This is a genomic window from Arthrobacter sp. MDT2-34-1, from assembly GCF_059091365.1.
Map to the genome: position 1 here is coordinate 480,603 of NZ_JBNHGO010000003.1, position 24,141 is coordinate 504,743.

The 24,141-nt window shown below is 69.2% G+C and carries 16 protein-coding genes and 2 tRNA genes; 8 read left to right on the forward strand and 10 right to left on the reverse strand.

Annotation, left to right across the window (positions count from 1 at the left end; all coding sequences use genetic code 11):
- Positions 1-4: 4 nt before the first annotated feature.
- The gene (locus AC5RVV_RS15550; protein ID WP_494002285.1) at positions 5-1,456 is read right to left on the reverse strand and encodes a dihydrolipoyl dehydrogenase family protein; all 1,452 of its coding nucleotides are present in this window, start codon (positions 1,454-1,456) and stop codon (positions 5-7) included.
- A gap of 55 nt (positions 1,457-1,511) precedes the next feature.
- Here AC5RVV_RS15550 and AC5RVV_RS15555 point away from each other — a divergent pair, with 55 nt between their 5' ends.
- Entirely contained in the window at positions 1,512-2,033 is a 522-nt protein-coding gene (locus AC5RVV_RS15555) for a SixA phosphatase family protein (protein ID WP_494002286.1), read from the forward strand.
- 62 nt (positions 2,034-2,095) lie between these two features.
- Here the strand turns inward: AC5RVV_RS15555 and AC5RVV_RS15560 are convergent, their stop codons facing one another.
- The 3 genes from AC5RVV_RS15560 to AC5RVV_RS15570 all read right to left on the reverse strand — a co-directional run bounded on the left by AC5RVV_RS15560 (position 2,096) and on the right by AC5RVV_RS15570 (position 3,916).
- Positions 2,096-2,701 carry a zinc-binding dehydrogenase gene (locus tag AC5RVV_RS15560; RefSeq protein WP_494002287.1) on the reverse strand — a complete coding sequence of 202 codons (606 nt, stop codon included), beginning with the start codon at positions 2,699-2,701 and terminating at the stop codon, positions 2,096-2,098.
- On the reverse strand, positions 2,634-3,524 hold the full coding sequence (gene sigJ / locus AC5RVV_RS15565) for an RNA polymerase sigma factor SigJ (protein ID WP_494002288.1): 891 nt from the start codon (positions 3,522-3,524) through the stop codon (positions 2,634-2,636). The genes AC5RVV_RS15560 and sigJ overlap by 68 nt, the downstream gene beginning before the upstream one ends.
- A 315-nt stretch (positions 3,525-3,839) precedes the next feature.
- Positions 3,840-3,916 (reverse strand) — tRNA-Arg (locus AC5RVV_RS15570).
- Positions 3,917-4,318: 402 nt separating this feature from the next.
- Here AC5RVV_RS15570 and AC5RVV_RS15575 point away from each other — a divergent pair.
- Positions 4,319-6,157 (forward strand): phosphoenolpyruvate carboxykinase (GTP), encoded by a 1,839-nt coding sequence (locus tag AC5RVV_RS15575; protein WP_494002289.1) that lies wholly within the window; start codon positions 4,319-4,321, stop codon positions 6,155-6,157.
- A gap of 231 nt (positions 6,158-6,388) precedes the next feature.
- On the forward strand, positions 6,389-6,952 hold the full coding sequence (locus tag AC5RVV_RS15580; protein WP_494002290.1) for a hemerythrin domain-containing protein: 564 nt from the start codon (positions 6,389-6,391) through the stop codon (positions 6,950-6,952).
- 25 nt (positions 6,953-6,977) lie between these two features.
- On the opposite strand, the gene AC5RVV_RS15585 is transcribed toward AC5RVV_RS15580, so the two are convergent.
- The 3 genes from AC5RVV_RS15585 to AC5RVV_RS15595 all read right to left on the reverse strand — a co-directional run bounded on the left by AC5RVV_RS15585 (position 6,978) and on the right by AC5RVV_RS15595 (position 9,453).
- The gene (locus AC5RVV_RS15585; protein ID WP_494002291.1) at positions 6,978-7,427 is read right to left on the reverse strand and encodes an RrF2 family transcriptional regulator; all 450 of its coding nucleotides are present in this window, start codon (positions 7,425-7,427) and stop codon (positions 6,978-6,980) included.
- 62 nt (positions 7,428-7,489) lie between these two features.
- Positions 7,490-7,978, reverse strand: coding sequence for a hypothetical protein (locus tag AC5RVV_RS15590; RefSeq protein ID WP_494002292.1), 489 nt, complete (start codon positions 7,976-7,978; stop codon positions 7,490-7,492).
- The gene (locus AC5RVV_RS15595; protein WP_494002293.1) at positions 7,975-9,453 is read right to left on the reverse strand and encodes a phosphohexomutase domain-containing protein; all 1,479 of its coding nucleotides are present in this window, start codon (positions 9,451-9,453) and stop codon (positions 7,975-7,977) included. Before AC5RVV_RS15595 ends, AC5RVV_RS15590 begins: the two co-directional genes overlap by 4 nt.
- A 70-nt stretch (positions 9,454-9,523) precedes the next feature.
- On the opposite strand from AC5RVV_RS15595, the gene AC5RVV_RS15600 reads away from it, so the two are divergent.
- The 4 genes from AC5RVV_RS15600 to AC5RVV_RS15615 all read left to right on the forward strand — a co-directional run bounded on the left by AC5RVV_RS15600 (position 9,524) and on the right by AC5RVV_RS15615 (position 15,108).
- Entirely contained in the window at positions 9,524-11,713 is a 2,190-nt protein-coding gene (locus AC5RVV_RS15600) for a RecQ family ATP-dependent DNA helicase (protein WP_494002294.1), read from the forward strand.
- A 90-nt stretch (positions 11,714-11,803) separates the two neighbouring features.
- Positions 11,804-12,166: a PadR family transcriptional regulator gene (locus tag AC5RVV_RS15605; RefSeq protein WP_494002295.1), complete on the forward strand. Its 363-nt coding sequence runs from the start codon at positions 11,804-11,806 to the stop codon at positions 12,164-12,166.
- Complete coding sequence (locus AC5RVV_RS15610) at positions 12,166-13,509, forward strand: permease prefix domain 1-containing protein (RefSeq protein WP_494002296.1); 1,344 nt, start codon at positions 12,166-12,168, stop codon at positions 13,507-13,509. The genes AC5RVV_RS15605 and AC5RVV_RS15610 overlap by 1 nt, the downstream gene beginning before the upstream one ends.
- Positions 13,510-13,650: 141 nt before the next feature.
- A complete protein-coding gene (locus tag AC5RVV_RS15615) occupies positions 13,651-15,108 on the forward strand; it encodes an FAD-dependent monooxygenase (RefSeq protein ID WP_494002297.1) in 1,458 nt (485 codons plus the stop codon).
- Between the two features lie 102 nt (positions 15,109-15,210).
- On the opposite strand, the gene AC5RVV_RS15620 is transcribed toward AC5RVV_RS15615, so the two are convergent.
- Positions 15,211-15,299: transfer RNA gene (locus tag AC5RVV_RS15620), tRNA-Ser, on the reverse strand.
- A 65-nt stretch (positions 15,300-15,364) separates the two neighbouring features.
- On the reverse strand, positions 15,365-17,431 hold the full coding sequence (locus AC5RVV_RS15625) for a prolyl oligopeptidase family serine peptidase (protein WP_494002298.1): 2,067 nt from the start codon (positions 17,429-17,431) through the stop codon (positions 15,365-15,367).
- Between the two features lie 58 nt (positions 17,432-17,489).
- Between AC5RVV_RS15625 and AC5RVV_RS15630 the strand changes: the two genes are divergently transcribed.
- A complete protein-coding gene (locus tag AC5RVV_RS15630; protein ID WP_494002299.1) occupies positions 17,490-19,493 on the forward strand; it encodes an FAD/NAD(P)-binding protein in 2,004 nt (667 codons plus the stop codon).
- A gap of 60 nt (positions 19,494-19,553) precedes the next feature.
- On the opposite strand, the gene AC5RVV_RS15635 is transcribed toward AC5RVV_RS15630, so the two are convergent.
- On the reverse strand, positions 19,554-23,966 hold the full coding sequence (locus AC5RVV_RS15635) for an ExeM/NucH family extracellular endonuclease (RefSeq protein ID WP_494002300.1): 4,413 nt from the start codon (positions 23,964-23,966) through the stop codon (positions 19,554-19,556).
- Positions 23,967-24,141: the final 175 nt, after the last annotated feature.

Here is a 24,141-nt window from a genome sequence, read left to right on the forward strand (position 1 = left end):
CGCGCTACAGCCCGTACGCCTCGAGCAGGCGGAGCCAGACCTCGCTGATGGTGGGGTAGGAGGGCACCGCGTGCCAGAGCCGGTCCAGCGGGACCTGGCCCACGACGGCGATGGTCGCCGAGTGCAGCAACTCGCTGACGCCGGGGCCAGCGAACGTCATGCCCACGACGACCCTGCGGTCCTCGTCCACCACCATCTGGGCCCAGCCCTGGTAGCCGTCGGCATACAGCGAGGAGCCGGCGACGGCGATCGGCAGTTGGGTCGCGGACACGGCGAGCCCGCGCTCCCGGGCCTGCTCTTCGGTGAGACCGACGACGGCGACCTCCGGATCGGTAAAGATCACCGAGGGGACCGCCGCGTCGTCGGCAGTGCTGGCGAAGCGGCTCCACGCTTCCGGGTCGCCGTCCAGCTCGCCGGCCGCCCGGGCGGCGATCGCGTCCCCCGTGGCCCGCGCCTGGTACTTGCCCTGGTGTGTCAGTTGGGCTTTGCCGGCGGCGTCTCCGACCGCATACAGCCAGCCCCCGTCGACGCCGACCACGCGTCCGCTGGCGTCGACCTGCAGCCGCTTCGGATCCTGTCCCAGCTCCTCCAGGCCAAGGCCGGAGAGGGCAGGCCGTCGTCCGGTGGACACCAGGAGCTTCTCGGCTGTGAAGGTGCCCGCCGCACCGGTCTCCCCGTCCGCACCCGCAGCCGTCAGGGTGAGGCTGACGCCGCCGTCGTGCGCAGCCACCCGTGACGCCGCCGTGTGGAGCCGGAGCCGCACCCCGTCGCGGCGCAGCCCGGCTTCCACCAGCCGCCGCGCGGGTTCGGGGACGCTCGCCAGCAGGTCTCCGCGTGCCACCAAGGTGACGTCGGTGCCCAACCGGGCATACGCCTGCGCGAGCTCGCAGCCGGAGACGCCGCCGCCCAGCACCAGCAGGCTCTCCGGAACCTTCTGCGCGGCGGTGGCTTCGCGGGTTCCCCAGAAATCGACGCCGTCCAACCCGGGAAGCGGCGGCACGTTCGGGGAGGAACCGGTGGCCAGCACGACGGCGTGGCGTGCGGTGATGCGGGTCAAGGTCCCGTCGTCGTCCGTTGCCGTTACTTCGCGCGGACCGCTAAGCCGGGCGGTGCCCCGGACCAGTTCGATGCCGGCGCCCTTCACCCACTCCACCTGCGAGGCGTCGTCCCAGCCGGAGGTGAAGGAATCGCGGCGGGCCAGCACGGCCTCCGCCGCCAGGCCGCCGGTCACGGCTTCGGCCGCGCCCTTGACGCTTCGCGCGGCCTGCAGGGCCGTGCCCGGGCGCAGCAGGGCCTTGGAGGGCATGCAGGCCCAATAGGAACACTCGCCGCCGACCAGCGCCGATTCCACCAGGATGGTCTTGAGTCCGCCGCGGGTGGTCCGGTCCGCCACATTCTCGCCGACCGCCCCGGCCCCGAGTACCACGACATCCGCTTCCAGGGTCCGCTCTGCCATGTCCCGAGCTTCGCATCGCGCGGAGGCGCTGACAAGGGCCGCATACACTCGTGGTGTGAACGACCACCACCTGAAGAAGCTGATGATCATGCGCCACGCCAAGGCCGCGTGGCCGCTGGGCGTCGAGGACCACGAGCGGCCGCTGGCCCAGCGCGGCCACGACGAGGCGCCGCAGATCGGACGGTGGATGGTGGAGCACAACTGCATCCCGGACTTCATCCTGTGCTCGTCGGCACTGCGGACCCGCCAGACCTGCACCTGGGTGTGCAGCGAGCTGGGGGAGAAGGCGCCGACCCCCATGCTGTCCGACGAACTCTACGACGCGCCGGCCGTGCGGGTCCTGTCCGAGATCAACCGGCTGCCCGACACCATCACGTCCCTGCTGGTGGTGGCCCACATGCCGGCGGTGCAGGACCTGGCGATGCGGCTCGCATCGCTGGATTCCGACGAGGAGGCCGTGGTGGACATGGCCACCCACTATCCGACCTCGGGCCTGACCGTGCTCCAGCACGGCAAGAGCTGGGCGGAGCTGGACGGGCGCGACGCCGCGGTGACCGACTTCGTGGTGCTGCGCTGAGCGTGGCCGGGCGGCGCCTCGCGGACGCGTTTCAGCCGGGGCGGATTCCGCCGGTCAGCCGGTCAGAAGAGGAGGATCGGCTTGATCGTGGAGCCGCTGGCCGAATCCTCGAACCCCTGGTTGATGTCGGCAAAGGGGTAGGTCTTGACCAGCTTGTCGTACGGAAACCGTCCTTGCTTCCACAGCTCGATCAGGCGCGGGATGAAGACCTGGTACACCGAGCTGCCCTGGACGTTCATTTTAAACGTCCATCCCTTCACCTGGGACTCGCCGATCTCGAACGGTGCCTCGGTGCCGAAGGTCGTGTTGCCCACGGCCACGAGCGTGCCGCGGAAGGCCAGCGCGCGCGCAGCCTGGTTGAGCACAGCGGGCACCGAGGTGGTATCGACGATGTAGTCCACACCCTCCCCGCCGGTGATGCGGTTCAGTTCCTCGCCCATGTCCGTCTTGGCGGAGTTAATGCGCCCGTCTCGCGTACGACGGCGGCGGTGACCTTCATGGGTATTCCTCCTCAATACGGGACCAACACATGACAGGAGCGCGCACGATGGCGCGGACTCCAGTTTTAACCGTCTCATGACGGCCGGGTCAGTGCACCTGCTAGATGCGGATGCGGCCAAGCTTGTCCGGGTTCCGGATGAGGAAAATTTCGCGGACCAAGCCCTCATCGATCCGGAAGCCGGCGACCGTGTCCACCGCACCGTCCGCGTCAACGGCCACCAGCCCGGGCAGCCCGTTGACGTCGGCGACATGCAGGTGGAAGGGGGCGTCCGGCTTGCCGGTGATGCCGAGCAGGAAGCGCAGCACCTTCTCCACCCCGTAGATGGGCCGCAGCGCCGAGGTCTTCTGTCCGCCGCCGTCGCTGGTCAGCACAACGTCCGGGGCCAGCAGGCCCAGCAGAGGCTCGATGGCCCCGGTGTTGGCCGCCTCCAGGAACTGTTCGGTGATCCGCCGGTGCAGGGCCGGATCCACCTGGTTCCTGGCTTGCCGGCTGGCAACGTGGCCGCGGGCACGCGAGATGAGTTGCCGCACCGCCGCGGGCGAGCGGCCCAGCGTCCGGGCAATATCCGGTGCCGGGTAGCCGAAGACCTCGCCCAGGATGTAGGCCGCACGTTCCAAGGGGGAGAGCTGTTCCAGGACCACCAGCATGGCCAGCGAAACATCGTCGGCCAGCACGGCGGCTTCGTCCGGTGCGGGAGGGCTCGGCGCATCCGGCAGGGAACTGACCGGCTCGGGCAGCCAGGGCCCGACGTAATTTTCGCGACGGCGCTGCTGGGCGCGGATCTGGTTCAGCGCCAGATTGGTTACCGTTCGCAGCAGGAAGGCGCGCGGTTCCCGGACATGGTCCTGCGGCACGTCGGAGAACCGCAGCCATGCCTCCTGCAGGACGTCCTCCGCGTCGGCGGCGCTGCCCAAGAGGCGGTACGCCGCCCCAAAGAGCAGCCCGCGGTGCTGCTGGAACACGGCCAGGTTTGCCTGGGTCGCCGTCATCTCAACCTCCTACGCTGCAGGTTTCCGTGAAGCCCTGGCTGGCCAGGCCTAGGCCTAACGCGGCGTTGACCCTCGACCGCTGGTGCTCCACACACCGAGCACATCGCGCTCAAGCTGAGTGTAGACGGTAGCCGGTGTGCCAGCGCGGAACCTCCCGCAGTTTCTCCGGGTCCACGCCCTGGTGATGAAATTCCCAGTATCCGAAGTTGAGACACTGGAGCCCGGAGAGGGGAGTGGCCGGTAAAACCGCTGGAGCCGCGGCACGTTGCCGGCAAAGAAAAATGCAGCCCGGTCGATGACCGGACTGCATTTCGTTGGTGCGCCCAGAGGGATTCGAACCCCCGGCCTTCTGTTCCGTAGACAGACGCTCTATCCAGCTGAGCTATGGGCGCTTGGCCTCGCGGCCGGATACAACTGTAGCGTGTTTGCCGGACAGTCGCCAAATCGAGGGAGCCCCGCCCGCCTCCGCCCCGGAATTCCGCGCATCGCTGCTTGTGGGAGCGCCACCTCACCCCCCGAGGCCCGTCTGCCTGACCCAGAGGAGTCTCCATCGCCGGCCCGCCGGGCGGCCGCTGATCGCGGGAAGCCGCGTCGGGCAGCCCCTGAAGGGACACATTAACTAGACCGGTCTATATGACCTTAATCACACCTGTGGGCCTTGACACGTAGAAAATCCCCGGATTTCCGGGCTCTACCCATCTAGCCAGACCTATTTTCCTTTTTCTGCAGCCCGCTGGTCTAGCCATCGACCCATAGCATCTAGAAACACCACTGGCCCAGGAAAGGGATGAGTCATGGGCGATATCACGCGTCAGCCGGTTCTTGAGGAAACACTTATGGATGCCCCAACTACACACGCAAAGCTTCTGGCCTGGGTTGCCGAAGTTTCAGAGCTGACGCAGCCCGACTCTGTCTATTGGGTGGACGGCTCCGAAGAGGAGTACGCCCTCCTGACCGATCAGCTGGTCGAGGCCGGGACGCTGAAGCGGCTGAACCCGGAGCTGTTCCCGAACTCTTTCGTCGGCTTCTCCGACCCGAAGGACGTCGCCCGGGTCGAAGAGCGGACCTTCATCTGCTCCGAGAAGGAGGCAGACGCAGGGTTCACCAACAACTGGATGGACCCCGCGAAGATGAAGTCGATCCTCACGGAGCGCTTCGCCGGCAGCATGCGCGGACGCACGATGTACGTGATCCCCTTTGTCATGGGGCCTCTGGACGCGGAACAGCCGCAGTACGGCGTTGAAATCACCGACTCGGCCTATGTGGTCGCCTCCATGCGCATCATGGCGCGCATCGGCACCGACGTGCTGCGCAAGATGGAGCAAGAGGACGCCTTCTTCGTCCCCGCGCTGCATTCCGTCGGCGCCCCGCTGGAACCAGGGGAAGCCGACGTCGTCTGGCCGTGCAATGAGGAGAAGTGGATCGTGCACTTCCCCGAGGAACGGTCCATCTGGTCCTACGGCTCCGGCTACGGCGGCAACGCGCTGCTCGGCAAGAAGTGCTACGCCCTGCGCATCGCCTCGGTCATTGCCCGCGACGAAGGCTGGCTGGCCGAGCACATGCTGATCCTCAAGCTCACCAGCCCGCAGGGCAAGGCGTACAACATTGCGGCCGCCTTCCCCTCGGCCTGCGGCAAGACCAACCTCGCGCTGCTGGATCCGACCATTGAGGGCTGGAAGGCCGAGACCCTCGGCGACGACATCAACTGGATGCGCATCGGCAAGGAGGGCGAACTGCGCGGTGTGAACCCCGAGTACGGCCTGTTCGGCGTCGCACCGGGCACAGGCTGGAGCACCAACCCCAACGCCATGCGCGCCATCGCCAAGGGCAACTCCATCTTCACCAATGTGGCGCTGACCGACGACGGCGGCGTCTGGTGGGAGGGCATGACCGACGAAGTGCCCGATCACCTCATCGACTGGCAGGGCAACGACTGGACGCCTGACTCCGGCCGGCCGGCGGCGCACCCGAACTCGCGCTTCTGCACGCCGATCTCACAGATCGACATGCTGGCCCAGGAGTACTACAGCCCCGACGGTGTGGAGATCCATGCGATCCTCTTCGGCGGGCGCCGCAAGACCACCATCCCGCTGGTTACCCAGGCCCGCTCGTGGACCAACGGCATCTTCATGGGCTCCACCCTGTCGTCGGAGACCACCGCCGCCGCCGCCGGGGAAGTAGGTGTGGTCCGCCGCGACCCGATGGCCATGCTTCCGTTCATCGGCTACAACGCCGGCGACTACCTCAAGCACTGGGGCACCATCGAGGGCAAGGCCAACCCGGACCGCCTGCCCAAGGTATTCCTGGTCAACTGGTTCCGCCGCAATGCCGACGGCGGCTTCGCGTGGCCGGGCTTCGGGGAGAACTCCCGCGTGCTCAAGTGGGCCATCGAACGCATCGAGGGCACCGCGGACGCCGCGGAAACCCCGATCGGCTACATCCCGACCGGCGACTCCATCGACCTGACCGGGCTGGACATGACCCAGGCTCAGGTGGAAGAAGCCGTCAAGGTGGATCCGGCGGAGTGGAAGGAAGAGCTTAAGGGCATCGAGGAATGGTACGCGCAGTTCGGCGATTCCCTGCCCGATGAGCTGGACGCCGAACTCAAGCAGCTCCAGGCCCGCTTCGCCTGAGTGACTGAACGCGGGACGCCATGACAGGTTCCCGACATGAGGCCCCCGCGCACCTGCGCGGGGGCCTCATCCGCTTAACTGCGGACACACCGCGCGTCCGGTCTAGACCGGCTGCCCCGATTTCGCGCTCCCAACCCCGAAAGCGCTTCGGACCGTGGAATCGAATGCCGCTCGTTGGTATGTTGAGCCCTCCTACGCACGCTCACGAGCAACGACCCAAGGAGGGGCGTCATGGCCGATACGCAGGGCGGGGATGTCATCGATATCCTCACGACCGATCACCGCGAAATGATTGAACTGCTCAGCCAGATCGAGCAGACCGCCGACCCGGGCCAGCGCCGGGACCTGGCCGATACCGTCATCGCGGAGGTGATGCGCCACGCCGTCGCGGAAGAGATGCTCGTCTATCCCGCGATCGAAGAGCACGTGCCGAACGGCAAGGAAGAGGTTGAGCATGACAAGAAGGAGCACGATGAGATCGTCCAGCTGATGAAGCGGATGGAGGACGTTGACTCCTCCGACCCAACCTTCATGGAGCTGGTCAGGGAACTCGAAGGGCAGTTGCGCCACCACGCCAACGACGAGGAGACGGATCAGTTCCCGAAGCTGCGCGCCCACATCCCCCCGGAGCGGCTCGTTGAGCTGGGTGAAAAGGTCCAGAACGCCAAGAAAGTCGCGCCGACCAGGCCCCATCCCAGCGCCCCGCACTCCGAGCTGTTCCACAAGACCCTGGGCCCCGGCGTCGGCATGGTGGACCGGCTGCGCGACAAGCTCTCGGGCCGCCAGACCGGTTGAGTCCGTGGTGGTGGCCCGCCGCGGATCACGCGGGGCGGCGGTTCAGCAATGCCAAAAAGACGGGTTCCATCTGCGACGGGTGCGGCAACGAGGACACGACGAGGGGATCCAGTTCGCGGTAAAAGGCCTCGCGGGCCCGGCGCAGCGCCCCACGCAGCGCGCAGTTGTTGTTCATCGGGCAGTCGCCGCTGGCGGACTCGCAATCCACCAGGTCCTCCCGCGCGTCGAGAGTCCGCAGCAGGCCGCCCACCGTCGCCAGCCGCCCGGCGGCGCTGATCCGGATGCCGCCGGAGCGGCCGCGCACCGCCTCGACCAGTCCGAGCGAGCGCAGCTTCAGCACCGCCTTGCTGACGTGGTTGTACGGGGTGCCGACGCCGTCGGCGACCGCCTGCGTGGTCATCAATTCGCCCTCCGGCGCCGCGGACAGCAGCATCAGTGCACGCAGGCACACGTCGGAGAAGGCATTGATACGCATGCCGCCAATTTTAGCCGTCCGGCGCGGCCGGAATTGCCGCCGTTCCGCGCGGCGCCGGCGGATCAGCCCCGGGGAGGCCCGGCTTCTGCGTCGGGTTCCTCGTCGGGCCAGACCAGGCGTTCCTGCGGGTCCACGAACGGGTCCGGGTAGCTCCAGGCGCCGTCGTCGTCGTGATGGTAGGGCTGGATGGCCGAGACCGCGATGCCGGCCGAGTGCTCCACGGCAATCTGGATCGCGTCGGCGTCCTCTTCGGGCAGGAAGATGTCGCTGATCACGGCGATGGCGCGGAAATCGGCGCGGTCATGGCGCAGGGTGGCGTACAGGTCCTCGATCATGCCATCCACGTTGACCTCGGCTGCCTCGGCGTCCAGGTCATCGGGGGAGACCACGACGAGCCGCAGGCCGCCGTCGTGCGTGGTGACCAGGGCCGCGGGCAGGAACGCCCCGTGCTCGGTCAACTGTTCCTGCGCCACCCCGAGCCCGGTTCCGAACAGCGTGTCGATATCGGCCAGGATCTCCGCGGGGATGCCCTCCCGCCACGAGGCACTCATGCTGTTTCCCGGACGCGGGCCAGGACGTGCCCGCGGAGGGTGTCGAGCAGGCCGGGGCTGGTCGCCTCGGCGTTCAGCCGCAGGAAGGGTTCGGTGTTGGAGGGGCGGAGGTTAAACCACCAGGTGCCGTCGTCGGCGATCACGGTGGTGCCGTCGAGCCGGTCCACGCTCACGCCGGTGCCCGCGTAGGGGGCCGGGCAGCTGGCGCCGGTCGTGTCGGTTCCGGCCGCGGCGGGGTCGGACGCGAGGGCGGGGGCGAAGTCGGCCAGCACGCGGGCGATCGCGGCGTCCTTGTCTTCGACCTGGGAGTTCAGTTCGCCGGTGGCGTGGTAGGGGTCGTATTCGACGGCCAGCTTGGACAGCGGCGCGTCCTGCTCGCCGAGGGCGGCGAGCACGTGCATGGCGGCGAGCATGCCGGTGTCGGCGTTGTAGAAGTCGCGGAAGTAGTAGTGCGCGGAGTGTTCGCCGCCGAACACGGCCTTCTCCTCGGCCATGTGCGCCTTGATGAACGAGTGCCCGACCCGGGTGCGGACCGGGCGTCCGCCGGCGGCGGTGATGGTCTCGGGCACGGCGCGGGAGGTGATCAGGTTGTGGATCACCGCCGGGCTGTCTTCACCGGCGGCGCGGGCGCGGGCGATTTCGCGCCGGGCGACCAGCGCGGTGATTGCCGAGGGGGAGACCACCGCCCCGGTCTCATCGATCACGAAGCACCGGTCGGCGTCGCCGTCGAAGGCCAGGCCGAGGTCCGCCCCGTGCTCGATGACGGCGGCCTGCAGGTCAACCAGGTTTTCCGGTTCCAAGGGGTTGGCCGGATGGTTGGGGAACGTGCCGTCCAGCTCGAAATACAGCGGCACGACCTGAAGCGGCAGGGCCGGCAGCAGGGTGTCGCCGAGCACGGCGGGGGTGGTCATCCCGGCCATGCCGTTGCCGGCGTCCACGACTACCTTCAGCGGCCGGATGCCGGCCAGGTCCACCAGGGAGCGCAGGTAGGAGGCGTAACCGGCGAGCACGTTGGTTTCGCTGATGGTCCCGGGTTCGGTGCCGTCGGGGATGCCGGTCTCGAGGTATTTCTGCGCCAGGTCGCGGATGTCGAACATGCCGGTGTCGGAGGAGACCGGCACCGCCCCGGGCTTGGCCATTTTCAGGCCGTTGTACTGGGCGGGGTTGTGGCTGGCGGTGAACACCACCCCGGCGGCGTCAAGGGACCCGCAGGCGTAGTAGAGCTCGTCGGTGGAGATCAGCCCCAGCATTTGGATGTTGGCCCCGCGGCCGGCCGCGCCGTGGGCGAACGCGGCGGCGAATTCCGGCGAGGACGGGCGCATGTCGCCGCCCACCAGCACGGTCTGCCCGGCCAGGGACAACACGTCCACGAACGCGGCGCCGGTCGCCTCGACGGTCGCCGCCGTAATGGTTTCGCCCACGATCCCGCGGACGTCGTACGCCTTGAAGGACAGGCCAAGATCTATGCTGCTCACTTCACCAGCTTATAAGGGGCTGCTGTGGAAAAGGGCCAGGTTGTCCTCGGCGGCTGCGATACTGGGCAGCATGGCAGAGCTGATCGACGGGACAATGCACGCGGCGACGACGGGAACGGCGGTGCCCGGGCAGGACGACGGCGGGTTGCGCGGGGAGGCCACCGCGCTGCTGCGTGCCCTGGTGGGCAATGACACGGCCCAGTTCCACGAGGGCCAGTTCGAGGCTGTCGAGGCGTTGGTTTCCGGCGGGCGCCGGGCGCTGGTGGTGCAGCGCACCGGCTGGGGAAAATCGGCGGTCTACTTCGTGGCGAGCCTCCTGCTGCGCCGCCGTGGCGCCGGCCCCACCCTGATCGTCTCGCCCCTGCTCGCGCTCATGCGCGACCAGGTGGCGGCGGCCGAACGCGCGGGGGTGCGGGCCGCGGCGATCAACTCGGCGAACCAGCTGGAATGGGGCCAGGTCCAGGAGCAGTTGGCCGCCAATACCGTGGACGTGCTGCTGGTCTCGCCCGAGCGGCTGAACAATCCGCGGTTCCGCGACGAACAGCTGCCGCAGCTGGTGCAAAGCTCCGGCCTGCTGGTGGTCGACGAGGCGCACTGCATTTCCGACTGGGGCCACGACTTCCGCCCGGACTACCGGCGGATCCGGGACCTGATCGCCCGACTGCCCGAGCGGGTCCCGGTACTGGCCACCACGGCCACCGCCAATTCCCGCGTGGTCCACGACATCGAGGAGCAACTCGGCGTGCATGCCGCCCCCGGGCACGACGGCGGAGTGCTCACCATCCGGGGCCCGCTCGCCCGCTCGTCGCTGCGGCTGGGAGTGCTCCGCCTGGCCAGCCCGCGTGCCCGGCTCGGGTGGCTGCTCACGCACCTGGACGACCTGCCCGGCAGCGGAATCATCTACGCCCTCACGGTTTCCGCCGCCGAGGACACGGCCCGGCTCCTCCGCGAGGCCGGCCACGAGGTGGCCGCCTACACCGGCCGGACCGATCCCGCCGAGCGGGAACAGGCTGAGGCGGCGCTGAAGGAGAACCGGGTCAAGGCGCTGGTGGCCACCAGCGCCCTCGGCATGGGCTTCGACAAACCCGACCTGGGCTTTGTGGTGCACCTGGGTGCGCCGAGTTCCCCGGTGGCCTACTACCAGCAGGTGGGGCGCGCAGGACGCGGAACTCCAAACGCCGACGTGCTGCTCCTGCCCGGCACCGAAGACCGGGACATCTGGGAGTACTTTGCCACGGCGTCGATGCCGAACGAGGGCACGGCAACGGCCGTGCTGCGCGAGCTCTCCGTCCCGGGGACCGTGCTGTCCACCGCGGCACTGGAGACGCTGGTGAACCTGAAACGGTCCCCGCTGGAACTCTTGCTGAAGGTCCTCTCCGTGGACGGCGCGGTGCGCAAGGTCAGCGGCGGCTGGGAGGGAACCGGCCAGCCCTGGACCTACGACGCGGAGCGCTACGGACGCATTTCGCAGGCCCGGGTGGCCGAACAGAACGCCATGCTGGACTACGAGAACACCTCCGGCTGCCGGATGGAATTCCTCGCCAGGGCCCTGGACGATCCCGCCGCGGCGCCCTGCGGGCGCTGCGACAACTGCGCAGGACCCTGGTACTCGGACACCATCGCGGCCGAGGCCACCGAAAGCGCCGGCGCCGCCCTGCAACGTGCCGGCGTCGAACTGGAACCGCGCGCCATGTGGCCCAGCGGCATGAACAAGCTGGGCGTGCCGGTCAAGGGCAAGATCCCGCCGGCGGAGGCCAACGGCAGCGGCCGCGCCCTGGCCCGGCTGACGGACCTGGGCTGGGGCGGAAAGCTGCGCGAAGTCTTCGCGGACGGGGCGCCGGACCGCGAAGTGGACCCGGCCATGCTGAACGCCTGCGTCCAGGTCCTGGCGCAGTGGGGTTGGGCACAACGCCCGGTCGGCATCGTCAGCGTCCCCTCCCGCAGCAGGCCGCTGCTGGTGCAGTCACTGGCCCGCGGCCTTTCCGAGATCGGCCGGCTGCCCTACCTGGGCGAACTCACGGTCCCGCACGGCGGACCCCGCAGCGGCCCAGGCGGCAACAGCGCCTTCCGGTTGGCCGATGTGTGGGACCAGTTCCAGGTCCCCGAGGGCGGTGAAGCCTGGTTGGCGCAAAACCGCGGCCCCGTGCTGCTGGTCGACGACGTCGCCGACAGCCGCTGGACCCTGACCGTGGCGGGACGCGCGCTGCGCCTCGCCGGTGCCGAAGCGGTCCTGCCCTTCGTTTTGGCCCTCAAGGCCTGAGCCCAAGACGGCCTGGCCGGATGGCCGTCCAACCTGATACCTAGAGGTGCTAGGGTAATACCTTGCAGCTCTAGGTATCAGGAGGACCCTTTGCGCATTGACAAGGACCTGGTCGCCGCTTCGGCCACCCCGCTCGTGCTGGGGATATTGTCGGAGGGCGAACTGTACGGCTACGCCATCAGCAAGCGCGTCAGCGAACTGTCCGACGGAGGGCTGGAGTGGACGGACGGCATGCTCTACCCGCTGCTGCACCGACTCGAACGGTTCGGGTATGTGTCGTCCTCGTGGGGCATCTCGGAGGCCGGACGGCGGCGCAAACACTACGCCATCACCGCCCAAGGCCGGGAGGTGCTCGCCGAGCGGCAGCAACAGTGGACGGTGGTCGCCGAGACGCTGCGGCGGGTGTGGCAGGCAGTGCCGCCGCCAGCGGCCCCGGTCGAAGGGTGGGCCTGATGGAACCGCATGCCGAGTTGGAAGCACAGATAGACCGGTGGCGCGGGTATGTCCGGCGGCGGCAGGCGATCTCACCCGCGGACCTCGATGAACTCGAGGACCACCTGCGCGGACAAATCGCCGACCGCCAGGCGTCAGGGCTGGACGACGAGGAGGCCTTCCTCGTCGCGATCAAGCGCCTGGGCAATCTGGATGCGATCTCGCATGAGTTCGCCCGCGAGCACTCCGACCGGCTGTGGAAGCAGTTGGTGCTCGTCCCGCAGGACGCCGACTCCGCAGCGCCGCCATGGCGGGAGCTCGCTGTCGTCCTCGCGCTCGCCGTGGGGGCAGGGGTGGCCGTCAAGGCAGGTACCCTGTGGCTCGACGGCGCGGTCCTGGCGCGCAACCTCGGCCTCCTCGTCTTCCCGTTCCTTGGCGCGTACTTCGCCTGGAAACGCCGGTTGACGGCGCCCAAGGCGGCGGCGCTGCTCGTCCCGTTCACCGCGCTGGCCGTGCTGCTCAATGCCTATCCGTTCGCGGCCGCCGGTTCCACAGAGGTGCTCGCAGTGCTGCACGCCCCGGTCGTCCTGTGGCTGCTGGCGGGCGTGGCGTACGTTGGCGGCAGGTGGCGGGAGCACAGCCGGCGCATGGACTTTGTCCGGTTCAGCGGTGAGCTCGCGATCTACTTCACGCTGCTGGCCCTCGGCGGGGCGGTGCTGATCGGGCTCACTTTCGGCGCGCTGCAGGCTGTCGGCGTCGACTTCGAGCCCGCGATGGAGGCCTGGATACTGCCGTTCGCCGTCCCGGGTGCGCTGGTCGTGGCCGCCTGGCTGGTCGAGGCCAAGCAGAACGTCGTCGAGAACATCGCCCCGGTGCTCACCCGCGTCTTCACGCCCCTGACCATCGTGATGCTGCTGGCCCTGCTGGCAGTACTCACGGCGGCAGGCGGCCTGGTGGACGTCGACCGGGGGCTGCTCATCCTGATGAACGCGATCCTCGTGCTCGTCCTGGCCTTGCTGCTGTACGCGATTTCTGCCCGCGACGCGCTGGCGCCGCCGGGCTTGTTCGACGGCCTGCAATTGGTCCTCGTCGCCGCCGCGGTCGCGGTCGACGCGGTCATGCTGACGGCGATGCTGACCCGGATCGCCGAATTCGGTACCAGCGCCAACAAGGTCGCCGCGCTCGGCCTGAACCTGCTGCTGTTGGTGCATCTGGTGTGGGCGGCGTGGCTCACCGTCGGGTTCCTGCGCGGGCGGCGGCCCTTCGCGGCGCTGGAGCGCTGGCAGACAGGGTACCTGCCGGTCTATGGTGCCTGGGCCGCCGTCGTCGTCGTGGCCTTCCCGCCGGTCTTCGGCTTCGCCTGACGTTCGGGGCCGTACGTCTCCCGCCACTTCCAATGTAGCGCGCACCGGGGGGCTTGCTGCAAGGCCCCCCTCATGCCCCAAACTGGCCCGGACGTGCCCGTGAGCGGCGCACGGAAAAGGGCTCGGAGAGGCGGGGTCGTGATGGTCGAGGTCATCGTAGCCGGGGGCGGTCCGACGGGGATGATGCTGGCCGGTGAGCTGGCGCTGGCGGGAATGGAGGCAGCGGTGGTGGAGCGCCGCCCGACGCCGGAGCTGGTGGGCTCGCGCGCGGGCGGCTTCCACTCGCGCACGATCGAGATCCTGGATCAGCGCGGGATCGCCGACCGGTTCCTGGCCGAGGGCCAGCCCGTCCAGGCGGCGTTCTTCGGGAACACGGCGCTGGACGTCAGCGACTTTTCCACCCGCCACCCCTACACGCTCGGCCTGTGGCAGAACCATATTGAGCGGATCCTGGCCGGCTGGATCGAGGAACTGGGCGTGCCGGTCCATCGGGGGCTCGAGGTAACCGGTCTGGTCCAGGACGCCGCCGGTGTGGACGTGCTTCTCGCCGACGGCGGGCCGATGCGCGCGCGGTACCTGGTCGGCGCCGACGGCGGACGCAGCGCTGTCCGCAAAGCGGCCGGCATCGGGTTCCCCGGCTGGGATGCGACGAAAAGCAGCCTGATCGCCGAGGTGGAGGTGACCGAGGAGACGCCGTCGGGCATGCGCACCGACGAAGTGGGGGTCCACGGGCTGCACCTGATGGAGGACGGGCGAACGGTGCGGGTCGTCGTGACCGAGAAGCAACTGGGGCCGGCGACCGAGCCCACCCTGGCGGACCTCGGCAAGGCGCTGTCCGAGGTCTACGGCACCGACTTCGGGGTCCACCATCCGACCTGGATCTCGCGCTTCACCGACGCGACGCGGCAGGCCGCGGCCTACCGCAGCGGACGCGTGCTGCTGGCCGGGGACGCCGCGCACATCCATGCTCCTTCGGGCGGGCAGGGGATCGGGCTCGGCATCCAGGACGCCGTGAACCTCGGCTGGAAGCTCGCCCTGGTGGTCAGGGGCAGCGCCCCGGACAGCCTGCTGGACACCTACCACGCCGAACGGCACCCCGCCGACGCCCGCGCGCTCAAGCACACAATGGCGCAGTCGCTGATGCAGCGGGCCGACCCGCGCGTCGGCGCCTTGGCCGACACGGTGGCCGAACTGCTCACGATCGACGAGGCCCGGAAGCGGCTGGCTGCACTCATCTCCGGCCTGGACGTCCGCTACGACCTCGGCGAGGGGCACCCGCTGCTCGGGCGGCGCATGCCCGATCTCGACCTGGTCACCGCCAGGGGCGCGCTGCGGGTGTTCACCCTCCTGCATGAAGCCCGCGCGGTGCTGCTGAACCTCGGCGCGCCGGGCAGCATCGGGCTGGGGCAGTGGGCGGACCGGGTGCAACTGGTGGACGCTAGGTACGACGGCGGGTGGAAGCTTCCCGTGATCGGTTCGGTCAGCGCTCCTGCCGCAGTGTTGATCCGGCCGGACGGGCACGTGGCGTGGACGGGGGAAGGGACCGGGCGGGGACTGGAGGACGCGCTCGCCCGCTGGTTCGGGCCCGGGCGGCTGTGACGCCGGGACGGGTGGAGGAGGCGGGCCCTCATCAAGCGGCCGGGCCGCCGGAACGCGAGGACCAGACGCAAAAACTCCCCCGGTTTCCCGGGGGAGTTGACGCGGAGACGGGGGGATTTGAACCCCCGGTCGAGTTTAACCCCGACCCTTCATTAGCAGTGAAGTCCATTCGGCCGCTCTGGCACGTCTCCATACGCTATTGCTAGCCACACAAGACTACCCAGAATCCGGGGCCAAGAGCAAAACCGCGAACGGCTCAGCCGGTCAGCGCGCGCCACAGGAACGCGTGCGAGAGCGCCTGCAACCGGGCCGTCTGCTTGTTGTCGCTGGCGCCGGCGTGTCCGCCCTCGAGGGCTTCGTGGAACCAGACGTTTTCGACCCCGAGTTCCTGCATCCGGGCGGCCATCTTGCGGGCCTGCACCGGGCCCACCCGGTCGTCCGAGGTGGCGGTCCAGATGAGTGTGTCGGGATACTCGGTGCCCGGCTGGAGCAGGTGGTAGGGCGAGAAGGTGCGGATGAACTCCCACTGTGCCGGGTCCTCGGGGTCCCCGTACTCCGCGATCCAGGAGTAACCGGCGGAGAGTCGGGTGTAGCGGGCCATGTCCAGCAGCGGCACCCCGCACGACACCGCGCCGAATAGGTGCGGGTAGCCGGTCAGCATGTTTCCGACCAGCAGGCCGCCGTTCGATCCGCCGGCGCAGCCCAGCCGCTCCCGGCGGGTGACCCCGCGGTCCATCAGGTCCTGCGCCACCGCTGCGAAGTCCTCGTAGGCGCGGTGCCGGTTGGCTTGGAGCGCCGCCCGGTGCCAGCCCGGGCCGTACTCGCCGCCGCCGCGGATGTTGGCCACCACGTACACGCCGCCGCGCCCCTCCTCGCTGCGCTGTTCCAGCCAGGCCCGTCCCACCGTGCCGCTGTAGCCGGGCGTACGCGCGACTTCGAACCCGCCGTAACCCGAGAGCAGCACCGGGTTGCCGCCGTCGTACGCAAGATCCTTGGGGCCCACCTGGAAATAGGGGACCTGCGTGCCGTCCTTGGAGGTGGCGAAGTGCTGCTGGACCTCGTAGGCGGAGGCGTCAAAGTACGACGGCGATGCCTTGACTTCCAGTGCCGGCCCACCGATGGTGCCGCGCGAGAGGGTCGACGGGGTGAGGTAGCCGGTGGCCACCAGCCAGTAGTCGTCGGATTCGTCGTCGTCCACCCCGGATGCATCCACGGCGTGCAGCGGCGGGCAGTCACGGAGTTCGGAGGCGGCCCACTGCGCGGCCGGATCCAGCACCAGGATCCGGGACGAGACGTCCTGCAGCAGGTTGAGCAGCAGGTAGTTCCGGGTCCAGCTCCAGGACTGCAGCGAGGTTGCCGCGTCGGGGGCGAAGAGGACCTGCAGGGAACGGTCGCCGGCCAGGAACGCCTCCAGATCGGCGGCGAGCAGGGACCCGGCCGGGTGGACGGTGCCGTCCAGTTCCCAGTCGTCCCGCGGCCGCAGCAGCAGCCACTGGCGGTGGAGATCCACGTTCACGTCGGTGGGAACGTCGATGGGCAGCCACTCGCCGTCGCGCCGCAGGTAGGTGCGGTAGTTGAAGAAATCGATGACGTCCACCGCCACGTCCCGTTCAAAGCCGGGGGTGGAGTCGTGGCCCACCTGGGCCAGCATGTGGTCTTGGGGGACGTCGAAGTACTCGGTGGCAGCCTCCGGAGCCTGGCCGCGGCGCAGGATGCGGCTGGTACGCGGGTAGGAGGAAGTGGTCAGCGAGCCGGGGCCGAAGTCGGTGCCCAGCAGGATGCGGTCCTCGTCCAGCCAGGAGACGTAGCTCTTGGCCACCGGGATGTCGAAGCCGCCGGGCACGAAGGCGCGGTCCTCGACGTCGAACTCGCGTAGCCGCACCGCGTCGCCGCCGTCGGGGGAGAGCCGCAGCATGGCACGCCGGTAGCTGGTGCCGTCGGCCGGGCGCAGGAAGGACGAACCGGCATAGACCCAGTCGACGCCCTCGGCGGCGGCCAGCGCGTCGACGTCCAGCAGCACCTCCCAGTCCGGGGAATCGGTCAGGTAGCTCTCCCAGCTGGTGCGGCGCAGCAGGCCGCGGGGATTGGCCTTGTCCCGCCAGAAGTTGTAGTAGTGCGGGCCGCGCTTGATGACGGGCGGGATCCGGTCCTCCGCGTCCAGGACTTCCAGAATGCCGGCCTCCAGCGCCGTGAACGAGTCGTCCACGAGCTTGGCCTCGGTGCGCTGGTTTTGTGCCTTCGCCCACTCCAGGGGCTTGTCGCCGTAGATGTCCTCGAGCCAGATGAAGTCGTCCTGGGGCAGATGCGCGGTGTCCTTGGCCATGGACTCATCCTAGGCATGCCGCCACGGGGAGCCGGTTCCCAACCCGTAGGCTAGACGGATGGACAATCCGGGCAGTCACCGTGTGGCGATCGTGGGCACCGGCCCGCGGGGCACCTCCGTGCTGGAGCGGCTGCTGTCCAACCACCGGGCCCACGGCGGGGCGCGCCTGCGGATCCACCTGATCGATCCCTATCCTCCCGGCGCCGGGCATGTCTGGCAGCCGGGCCAGTCCCGGTTGTTCCTGATGAACACCCCCTGCCTGTTCCCCACGGTGGTGCCGGCCCCGGGGACCCCACAGGTGGGCCCCGATCCGGTGGCGGGCATGACCTTCGAGGCCTGGCGCTCCGCGGTCGCGGCCGGCAGCTTTCCCGAGGTGCCGCAGGACGACCGCGAGGAGGCCGCTGCGCTGGGGCCGGCCGATTTTCCCAGCCGGGCACTCTACGGGCGCTACCTGACCTGGACCTTCGCGCAGCTGGCCGCCCGGACCGGGGCGGACGTGTCCCTCACCGTGCATTCGGCGGAGGCCACCGGTCTCTCGGAGCACGACGGCGAATGGCAGCTTGAGCTGGCCGACGGTGCCACCGTGGCGGCGGACGCCGTGGTGCTTGCCCTGGGGCACGTTCCCGCGGCGCTGAATCCGGAGCAGCAGCAGCTGCAGGATGCAGCGGCCCGGCACGGCCTGAACTACCTGCCGCCGAATGTGCCGGCCGACGTGGACTGGGACAGGCTCCCGCCCGGCCGCACGGTGCTGGTGCGCGGCATGGGGCTGAACTTTTTCGACCTGATGGTGCAGGTCACCGAAGGCCGCGGCGGAAGGTTCCTCCCGGCGACGGACACCGAGCCGTTGCGCTACGTCCCTTCGGGGAAGGAACCGCGGCTGGTGGCCGGCTCCCGGCGGGGCACGCCGTACCGGGCGAAGGCCAGGATCGACAGCTACATTCCGGCCGGCGTGGAGCTGCGGCATTTCACCACGCACGCGGCCAGCCTGTATGCCGAAGCCGGCGTGCAGCCCGGCTTCGACCACGACCTGTGGCCGATGCTGCACCGCGACGTCTACTGGGCCTACTACTCCACGCTCGCGCGGGTGGAACCGGAGTGCCTGAGCGTGCCGCCGGAGGAGCTGCTGGCCGGGCTGGAGCGGCTGCTGGCGGAGAAGACGGAGCCGGGCAGCCGCACCCTGCTGGTGCGGGCGGGGGCCTACCTGTCGGAACGGGTCGCCGGGCACCGGCTGCTGGACGTGGAGGCACTGGCCAAGCCGTTCAACGGGCGCAAGTTTGCCTCCGCGGCGGACTACGAGCAGGCCGTGCTGGACTATCTGGATGCCGATGCCATGGGTTCCGCCCGCGGTACCGACGATCCGCTCAAGATGGCCATCGGGGCACTCAACGCCGGGCGCTCTCTGTTGAAGAAGATTGTGGCCGACGGCGGCATCACGGAGGAATCGTGGCTTGCCGAGCTGCGCGGCTGGTTCGAACCGCTGGTCGAAGGGCTGGCGAGCGGACCGCCGGCCCAGCGCATCGAGCAGTTGGCCGCCCTGGCGCGGGCCGGCATCGTCCGGTTCGCCGGGCCGGAACCGGTCTACGAGGTGGACCCGGACAGCGGCCGGTTCCGGGTGACGTCGCCGTGGGTCGACGGCGCCGAATACACCGGCGCGTATCTGGTGGAGGCGATGATGCCGGCCAACCGGGTGGCCCACAACCGGTCTCCGCTGCTGCGGCGGATGCTCGAGGACGGCCTTGTCCGGCCGAGGCTGATGATCGGGCCCAACGGACAGCCGGTGACCTCGTCGGGCCTGGACGTGACGCTGCCGCCTTACCGTCCGCTGGACCGAAACGGCCATCCGGCCCGGAGCCTGTATGTGATCGGACTGCAGCTGTCCTCGGTCCAGTGGGGCACGTCGATCGCTGCCGAAGCCGGGGCGCCGGGCGACACCGGCGGCCGTACGCTGCAGGATGCGGACCGGATAGCGCGCGCCATCCTGGCCGCAGCAGACAACAGGAGCCTGGCCGGCCCCGCACAGGCGGGCACCGACGTGGTCGCCAGCGGGGTGCCGGGGTACTGACCCCGGCCACGGACGCGCGTAGGCCCTCCCCGGCGGGGGAGGGCCCACGCGCGTGTTTGTCTAACGGGCGCTGCCGCCTGCCCTGTCCTTGCCCATGTCCAGGCCCACGATGATCGGATCGTGGTCGCTCGCCCGGTAGGGGTCCGGCGCATAGAAGTCGGTGGCGTTGTAGTTGTACCGGCTGTACTCCAGCGCGATCGACTCCACCGAGTTGGTGTTCCAGATGTCGGTGCCCTCGACCTTCGCGTCCGCGGCGGGCGAGGCGAAGATGTAGTCCAGCGAACCGACCATGCCGCCGAAGCTGTAGCTGTGCTCGCCGGTCTTGGCGCCCTGGTCGACGTACCCGGCGTCGGTCAGGACCCTGATCGGGTCCTCCTTCGCGTAGGAGTTGAAATCGCCGGTCAGCAGCACCTTGTTGGTCCGGAACTGCTCCTGCAGCCGATCCGCAAAGTCCACCAGGGAATGCGCCTGCGCGGTGCGGGCGGCGTTCCAGGCGCCCTGGCCGTGGTCGGCGTTCTCGCCCGACTTCGGGCCGGAGCCCTTGGACTTGAAGTGGTTGGCAATCACGATGAAGGTATCCGAGGCGCCGTTCTTGGCCTTGAATGCCTGGGCCAGCGGCTTGCGGGCGTTGGCGAAGGCATCGGTGTCGTTGTGGATCACCGACTCCTTGACCGTCTTCACCGCGTCCTTCTTGTAGATGAAGGCCGTGCGGATGAAGTCCTCATCCGCCAGCGCCGGCAGCTCCTCCGGCGACCGGACGTAGTCCCACCCGCCGTGCTGAGGCCCCTTGCCCGAATGCTTGCCGTGGTGGCGGGTGTCGCCCAGATCCGCATTCAGTGCCTCGGTCAGCGCGGCCAGGGCGGCGTCGCGGTCCTTGCCGAACTGCGCGGAGTTCTCGATCTCCTCCAGCGCCACGATGTCCGCGTCCAGCGCATTGATGGCTGCCACGATCTTGTCCTGCTGCCGTTCCAGGTTCGCCGCGTCCCAGGCGCCGCGGGCGTCGCAGTTCCGGGCCGTGACCGGGTTGCCGTCGCGGTCCGTGAAGGCACCGCATCCCGCCACCTGATCGCCGGTGGTGGTGAAGTAGTTCAGCACGTTGAAGGAGGCCAGCTTCACGCCGCCGACCTGTTCCGGAGCATCAGTGCGGGTGTTCTGGAACGACGCCGGCTGGACGCTTTCCGCGTTCTCCACCGTCAGGTGTCCCAGCGGCTGGAAACGCCAGAGATCGAACCGGTAATCCAGCACGACGTTGGTGGTGAATGTGGCCGGGGACCCCACCCGGACCGGATCCTCGGCGGAGAGGTAAGGCAGCGGGATGTCCTTGTTGGCGTCGGCGCCCAGGTAGTTGACGCTTGAGCCGTCGTCCAGCGTGACGGCCAAGGCGGCGTTCTTCTCGGTTTCGGTCCAGAACGCGTCCGAACCGTAGGTCCCGACGGCGGTCGGCTGCACCAGCGGGGAGTTTCCGGCGGCCAGGCCGATTTCACCGTACTGGTTCAGGGAGTAGTTGTCGGTGACGGTGAAGCCGCCCTGGGGAGCCAGTAGCATGCCCTCGAACTTCTCGCGCTCGTCGTCGGTGGCGGGCCAACCGATGGCGGCCGCCTTCGGGGCCGCGGCCGCCTCGGTGAGCAGCTTCAGTCCGTCTGCGGACACCGTGAGCTCGGTCAGGCCGTGGAACTCGCTGACCTTGCCCGTGACCTCCACGAAGTCGCCGGCCTTCACCTGGCCGACGGTGGCGGGGGAGTAGACGAAGACGGCATCGGACGCCGTCCGGGCTGCCGCGTCGGTGTCGCCGCCGGTGCCTTCCGTCTGGAGGTAGTAGCCGTCAAAGCCGCCCGTGGCGTAGGCGGCGGTGACCACGCCCCGGGTGGTCACGGTCTGGCCGGCCAGCGGGGACTGCGTGCCGGTGCCTTGGATGTCGGCGATGGCCACGGACCGCGGCTGCGGTGCGGGATCGCCGCCGCCGTCACCCCCGCCGGCGCCCTGCGGGGTGATGTCTTCGCTGAGGCTGAAGTCCGCGGAGTTGTTGTCGGTGTCCGTTCCCTCGGCGCGGTTCAGCGACCGCACGTCCTGGTTGTTGTCCGGCGCCCGGGCCGCTTCGGTTTCAAAGGTGTTCGAGGTGCCGTAGCCCAACAGGTCCACCACGTTGGCACGGTCGACGACCGAGCCGGTGCCCAGGTCCGCCACCGCACCGGCCTGGTTTGACAGCACCAGGGTGCCTCTCGTGCCGGACGGGGCCATGCCGGTCACCAGGTCAGGCTCCGGGAGGTCTTCGCCGGCGCTGCCGTTGGAGTTGGCCTGCACCAGATAGTGCCCGCCGGCCTTGATGCTGCCGGACAGCTCCGCCACTGCACTGGGGTTTCCGGTGCCGGTGGCCGAGCGGTACTGCAGCGACCAGCCGTCGAGGCTGATGTCGGCGTCCGTGGGGTTGTACAACTCCACGAACTTGTTCCGGTAGGCCGCGCCGGCGCTGCCGCCGGACAGATAGGCTTCGTTGATCACTACATGGCCGGCGCTGGTGTCTCCGGCGATGAGGGTGGTGGGCAGCCGGAAGGTGGTTCCGGACGCATCCGCGGTCAATGTGAAGTAGCCGCCGTCCAGCGCGGACGGTGCGGTGAACTCAAGGGAGGCAGCGCCGTCGGTCACCGGGAAGGTGCCCAGCGTGGTGCTGGTGCCCGCGGCGTCGACGTAGGCCAGCGACACCTCGGTGGTCACCGGGGCGCCCAGCGACGTCAGGTCCAGCTTGGCCACCTGCACGCTGACCTTTTGGCCGGGACTGACGGATTCCGGCGCGCCGGTGAGCTGCACGCTGCGCCGGGCGAAGTCCGGGGAGAGCGGGCTGTTGCCCCGTAGGTAGGCGATCCACGCGTCGCGGTCCACCAGGCCCGAGTCGCGGGTGTCGGTCCCGTCGTTGAAAATGTGGAAGTTGTCGCCGCCCTGGGCCAGGAAGCTGAAGGTGCCCACGCGGTAGCCCCGTTCCGGGTCCAGCGGTTCGCCGTTGACCCAGACGCCGGTGATGCGTTCGCCCTCGGGCAGGGCCGGGTCGTAGGTGTAGTTGACGTTCTTGCTCAGGCCAAGCTGCAGGTAGGCGCGGCTCGGCACGTCGCCGGCGCCGGTGCGCTGCCACTGCTGCTCCAGCATGGTCTTGACCTGCGCACCGGTCAGCGTGGTGGTCCACAGGTTGTTCAGGAAGGGCAGCACCGCGTTGGCCTCGGCGTAGGTGACGGTGCCGTCGGGCGCGTAGTAGAGCTCGTTGCGCAGGCCGCCCGGGTTCACCACGCCGATCTCCGCGCCGCCGCGTTCGGCGGAAGACAGCGAAGCCAGCAGCGAGTCCGCCACCAGGTTGCCCAGCGTCGATTCGGAGGCGCGGTCATCCCGGTCCGGCTCCGTGCCCGCATCCGGCCCGTCGGGCAGGAACGCGGTGGTGATGTCGGCGGTGACGGAGCCAACCGGCTGGGCGCCGACCTCCGCGGCGTGCTCGAGTGCGGCCTGGACAATCGACGAGACCTCGGCCACCCGCGGGTAGGCGGCCGCCAGGTCACCATCCGAGGTCTTGGTCCGCGGCACCACGGCTCCGGTATGCGCCACGACCTCGTCCGTCGCGGCGTCATAGCTCAGCTGCACCTGGCCGATGTTCTCGCCGTAGGAGCCTGCCTGCACCACGGGCCGGGTCTTGCCCTCCGCACCCGGGACCGGGGCGTCGAAGCTGTAGGCCTGGTGCGTGTGGCCGTTGAAGATGACGTCCACGTCCGGGCTCGTCTCGTTAACGATCCGATTGAACACGGCGCTGGCGCCTGCCGCGCCGCCCAGATCGGTGTTGGTGTTCGCTCCCTCGTGGAAGGACGCGATGATGACGTCGGCTTCGTCGCCTTCGCCGTCGGTCAGCTGGGCCGCCACCCGGTTGACGGCGTCCACCGGGTCGCCGAACTCCAGGTCCGCGATCCCGCCGGGGGAAACCAGCGAGGAGGTCTCCTCCGTGACCACTCCGACCACGCCGACGCTCACGCCGTTGACCGTGACCAGCTCGTACTCGGGCAGGGCCGGCTCCGTGGTGCCGGCCCGGTACACGTTGGCGCCCAGCTGCGGGTAGTCGGACGCGGCCGCCACGCGGGCGGTCAGGTCGGCGAAGCCGCCGTCGAACTCGTGGTTGCCCACCGCCGTCGTCGCCAATTCGAGGGCGTTGAGCACATCGATGGTCGGCTGGTCCTGCTGCGTGGAGGACGCGAAGACGGAGGCGCCGATGTTGTCGCCGGCGGAGGTGAACAGTGTCCCCTCGGGGTTCTGCGCGCGGAGCTGCTCCACGGTGCCGGCGAACTTGACGGTGTTCGCGTCGATCCGGCCGTGGAAATCGTTGATGCTCAGCAGGTTCAGCTCGACCGGGTCGGCCGCGTGCGCAGGCAACGCGGCGAAAGGCGCCGCCACCAAGCCTGCCGTCAGGACCGCCGCCAGCGCGGTCTTCGGTGATGAAGTAGCCATGTGGCCCTATCTCTCAGGTGGAAGTGATGCTCCTCGCACCGCAGGGAAGGGCTGCGGCACAGCTGGTTGCACGGTGCACAGGGCGCACCGCCCCCAGTCCAGCGGGCACGGATGAACGGGAGGTTACCCGAGGGCCAGAAGCAGTGGAAGACTTCTGCGAAAGAACGTTTAAATT

What these genes read in the sequence shown, in the direction of transcription:
- AC5RVV_RS15550 (WP_494002285.1), bottom strand. Translation starts at nt 1,456, where the DNA reads ATGGCAGAGCGGACCCTGGAAGCGGATGTCGTGGTACTCGGGGCCGGG.
- AC5RVV_RS15560 (WP_494002287.1), bottom strand. Translation starts at nt 2,701, where the DNA reads ATGAGGGCTTGGTCCGCGAAATTTTCCTCATCCGGAACCCGGACAAGC.
- sigJ (WP_494002288.1), bottom strand. Translation starts at nt 3,524, where the DNA reads ATGACGGCGACCCAGGCAAACCTGGCCGTGTTCCAGCAGCACCGCGGG.
- AC5RVV_RS15575 (WP_494002289.1), top strand. Translation starts at nt 4,319, where the DNA reads ATGGGCGATATCACGCGTCAGCCGGTTCTTGAGGAAACACTTATGGAT.
- AC5RVV_RS15580 (WP_494002290.1), top strand. Translation starts at nt 6,389, where the DNA reads ATGGCCGATACGCAGGGCGGGGATGTCATCGATATCCTCACGACCGAT.
- AC5RVV_RS15585 (WP_494002291.1), bottom strand. Translation starts at nt 7,427, where the DNA reads ATGCGTATCAATGCCTTCTCCGACGTGTGCCTGCGTGCACTGATGCTG.
- AC5RVV_RS15590 (WP_494002292.1), bottom strand. Translation starts at nt 7,978, where the DNA reads ATGAGTGCCTCGTGGCGGGAGGGCATCCCCGCGGAGATCCTGGCCGAT.
- AC5RVV_RS15600 (WP_494002294.1), top strand. Translation starts at nt 9,524, where the DNA reads ATGGCAGAGCTGATCGACGGGACAATGCACGCGGCGACGACGGGAACG.
- AC5RVV_RS15610 (WP_494002296.1), top strand. Translation starts at nt 12,166, where the DNA reads ATGGAACCGCATGCCGAGTTGGAAGCACAGATAGACCGGTGGCGCGGG.
- AC5RVV_RS15615 (WP_494002297.1), top strand. Translation starts at nt 13,651, where the DNA reads ATGGTCGAGGTCATCGTAGCCGGGGGCGGTCCGACGGGGATGATGCTG.
- AC5RVV_RS15625 (WP_494002298.1), bottom strand. Translation starts at nt 17,431, where the DNA reads ATGGCCAAGGACACCGCGCATCTGCCCCAGGACGACTTCATCTGGCTC.
- AC5RVV_RS15630 (WP_494002299.1), top strand. Translation starts at nt 17,490, where the DNA reads ATGGACAATCCGGGCAGTCACCGTGTGGCGATCGTGGGCACCGGCCCG.
- AC5RVV_RS15635 (WP_494002300.1), bottom strand. Translation starts at nt 23,966, where the DNA reads ATGGCTACTTCATCACCGAAGACCGCGCTGGCGGCGGTCCTGACGGCA.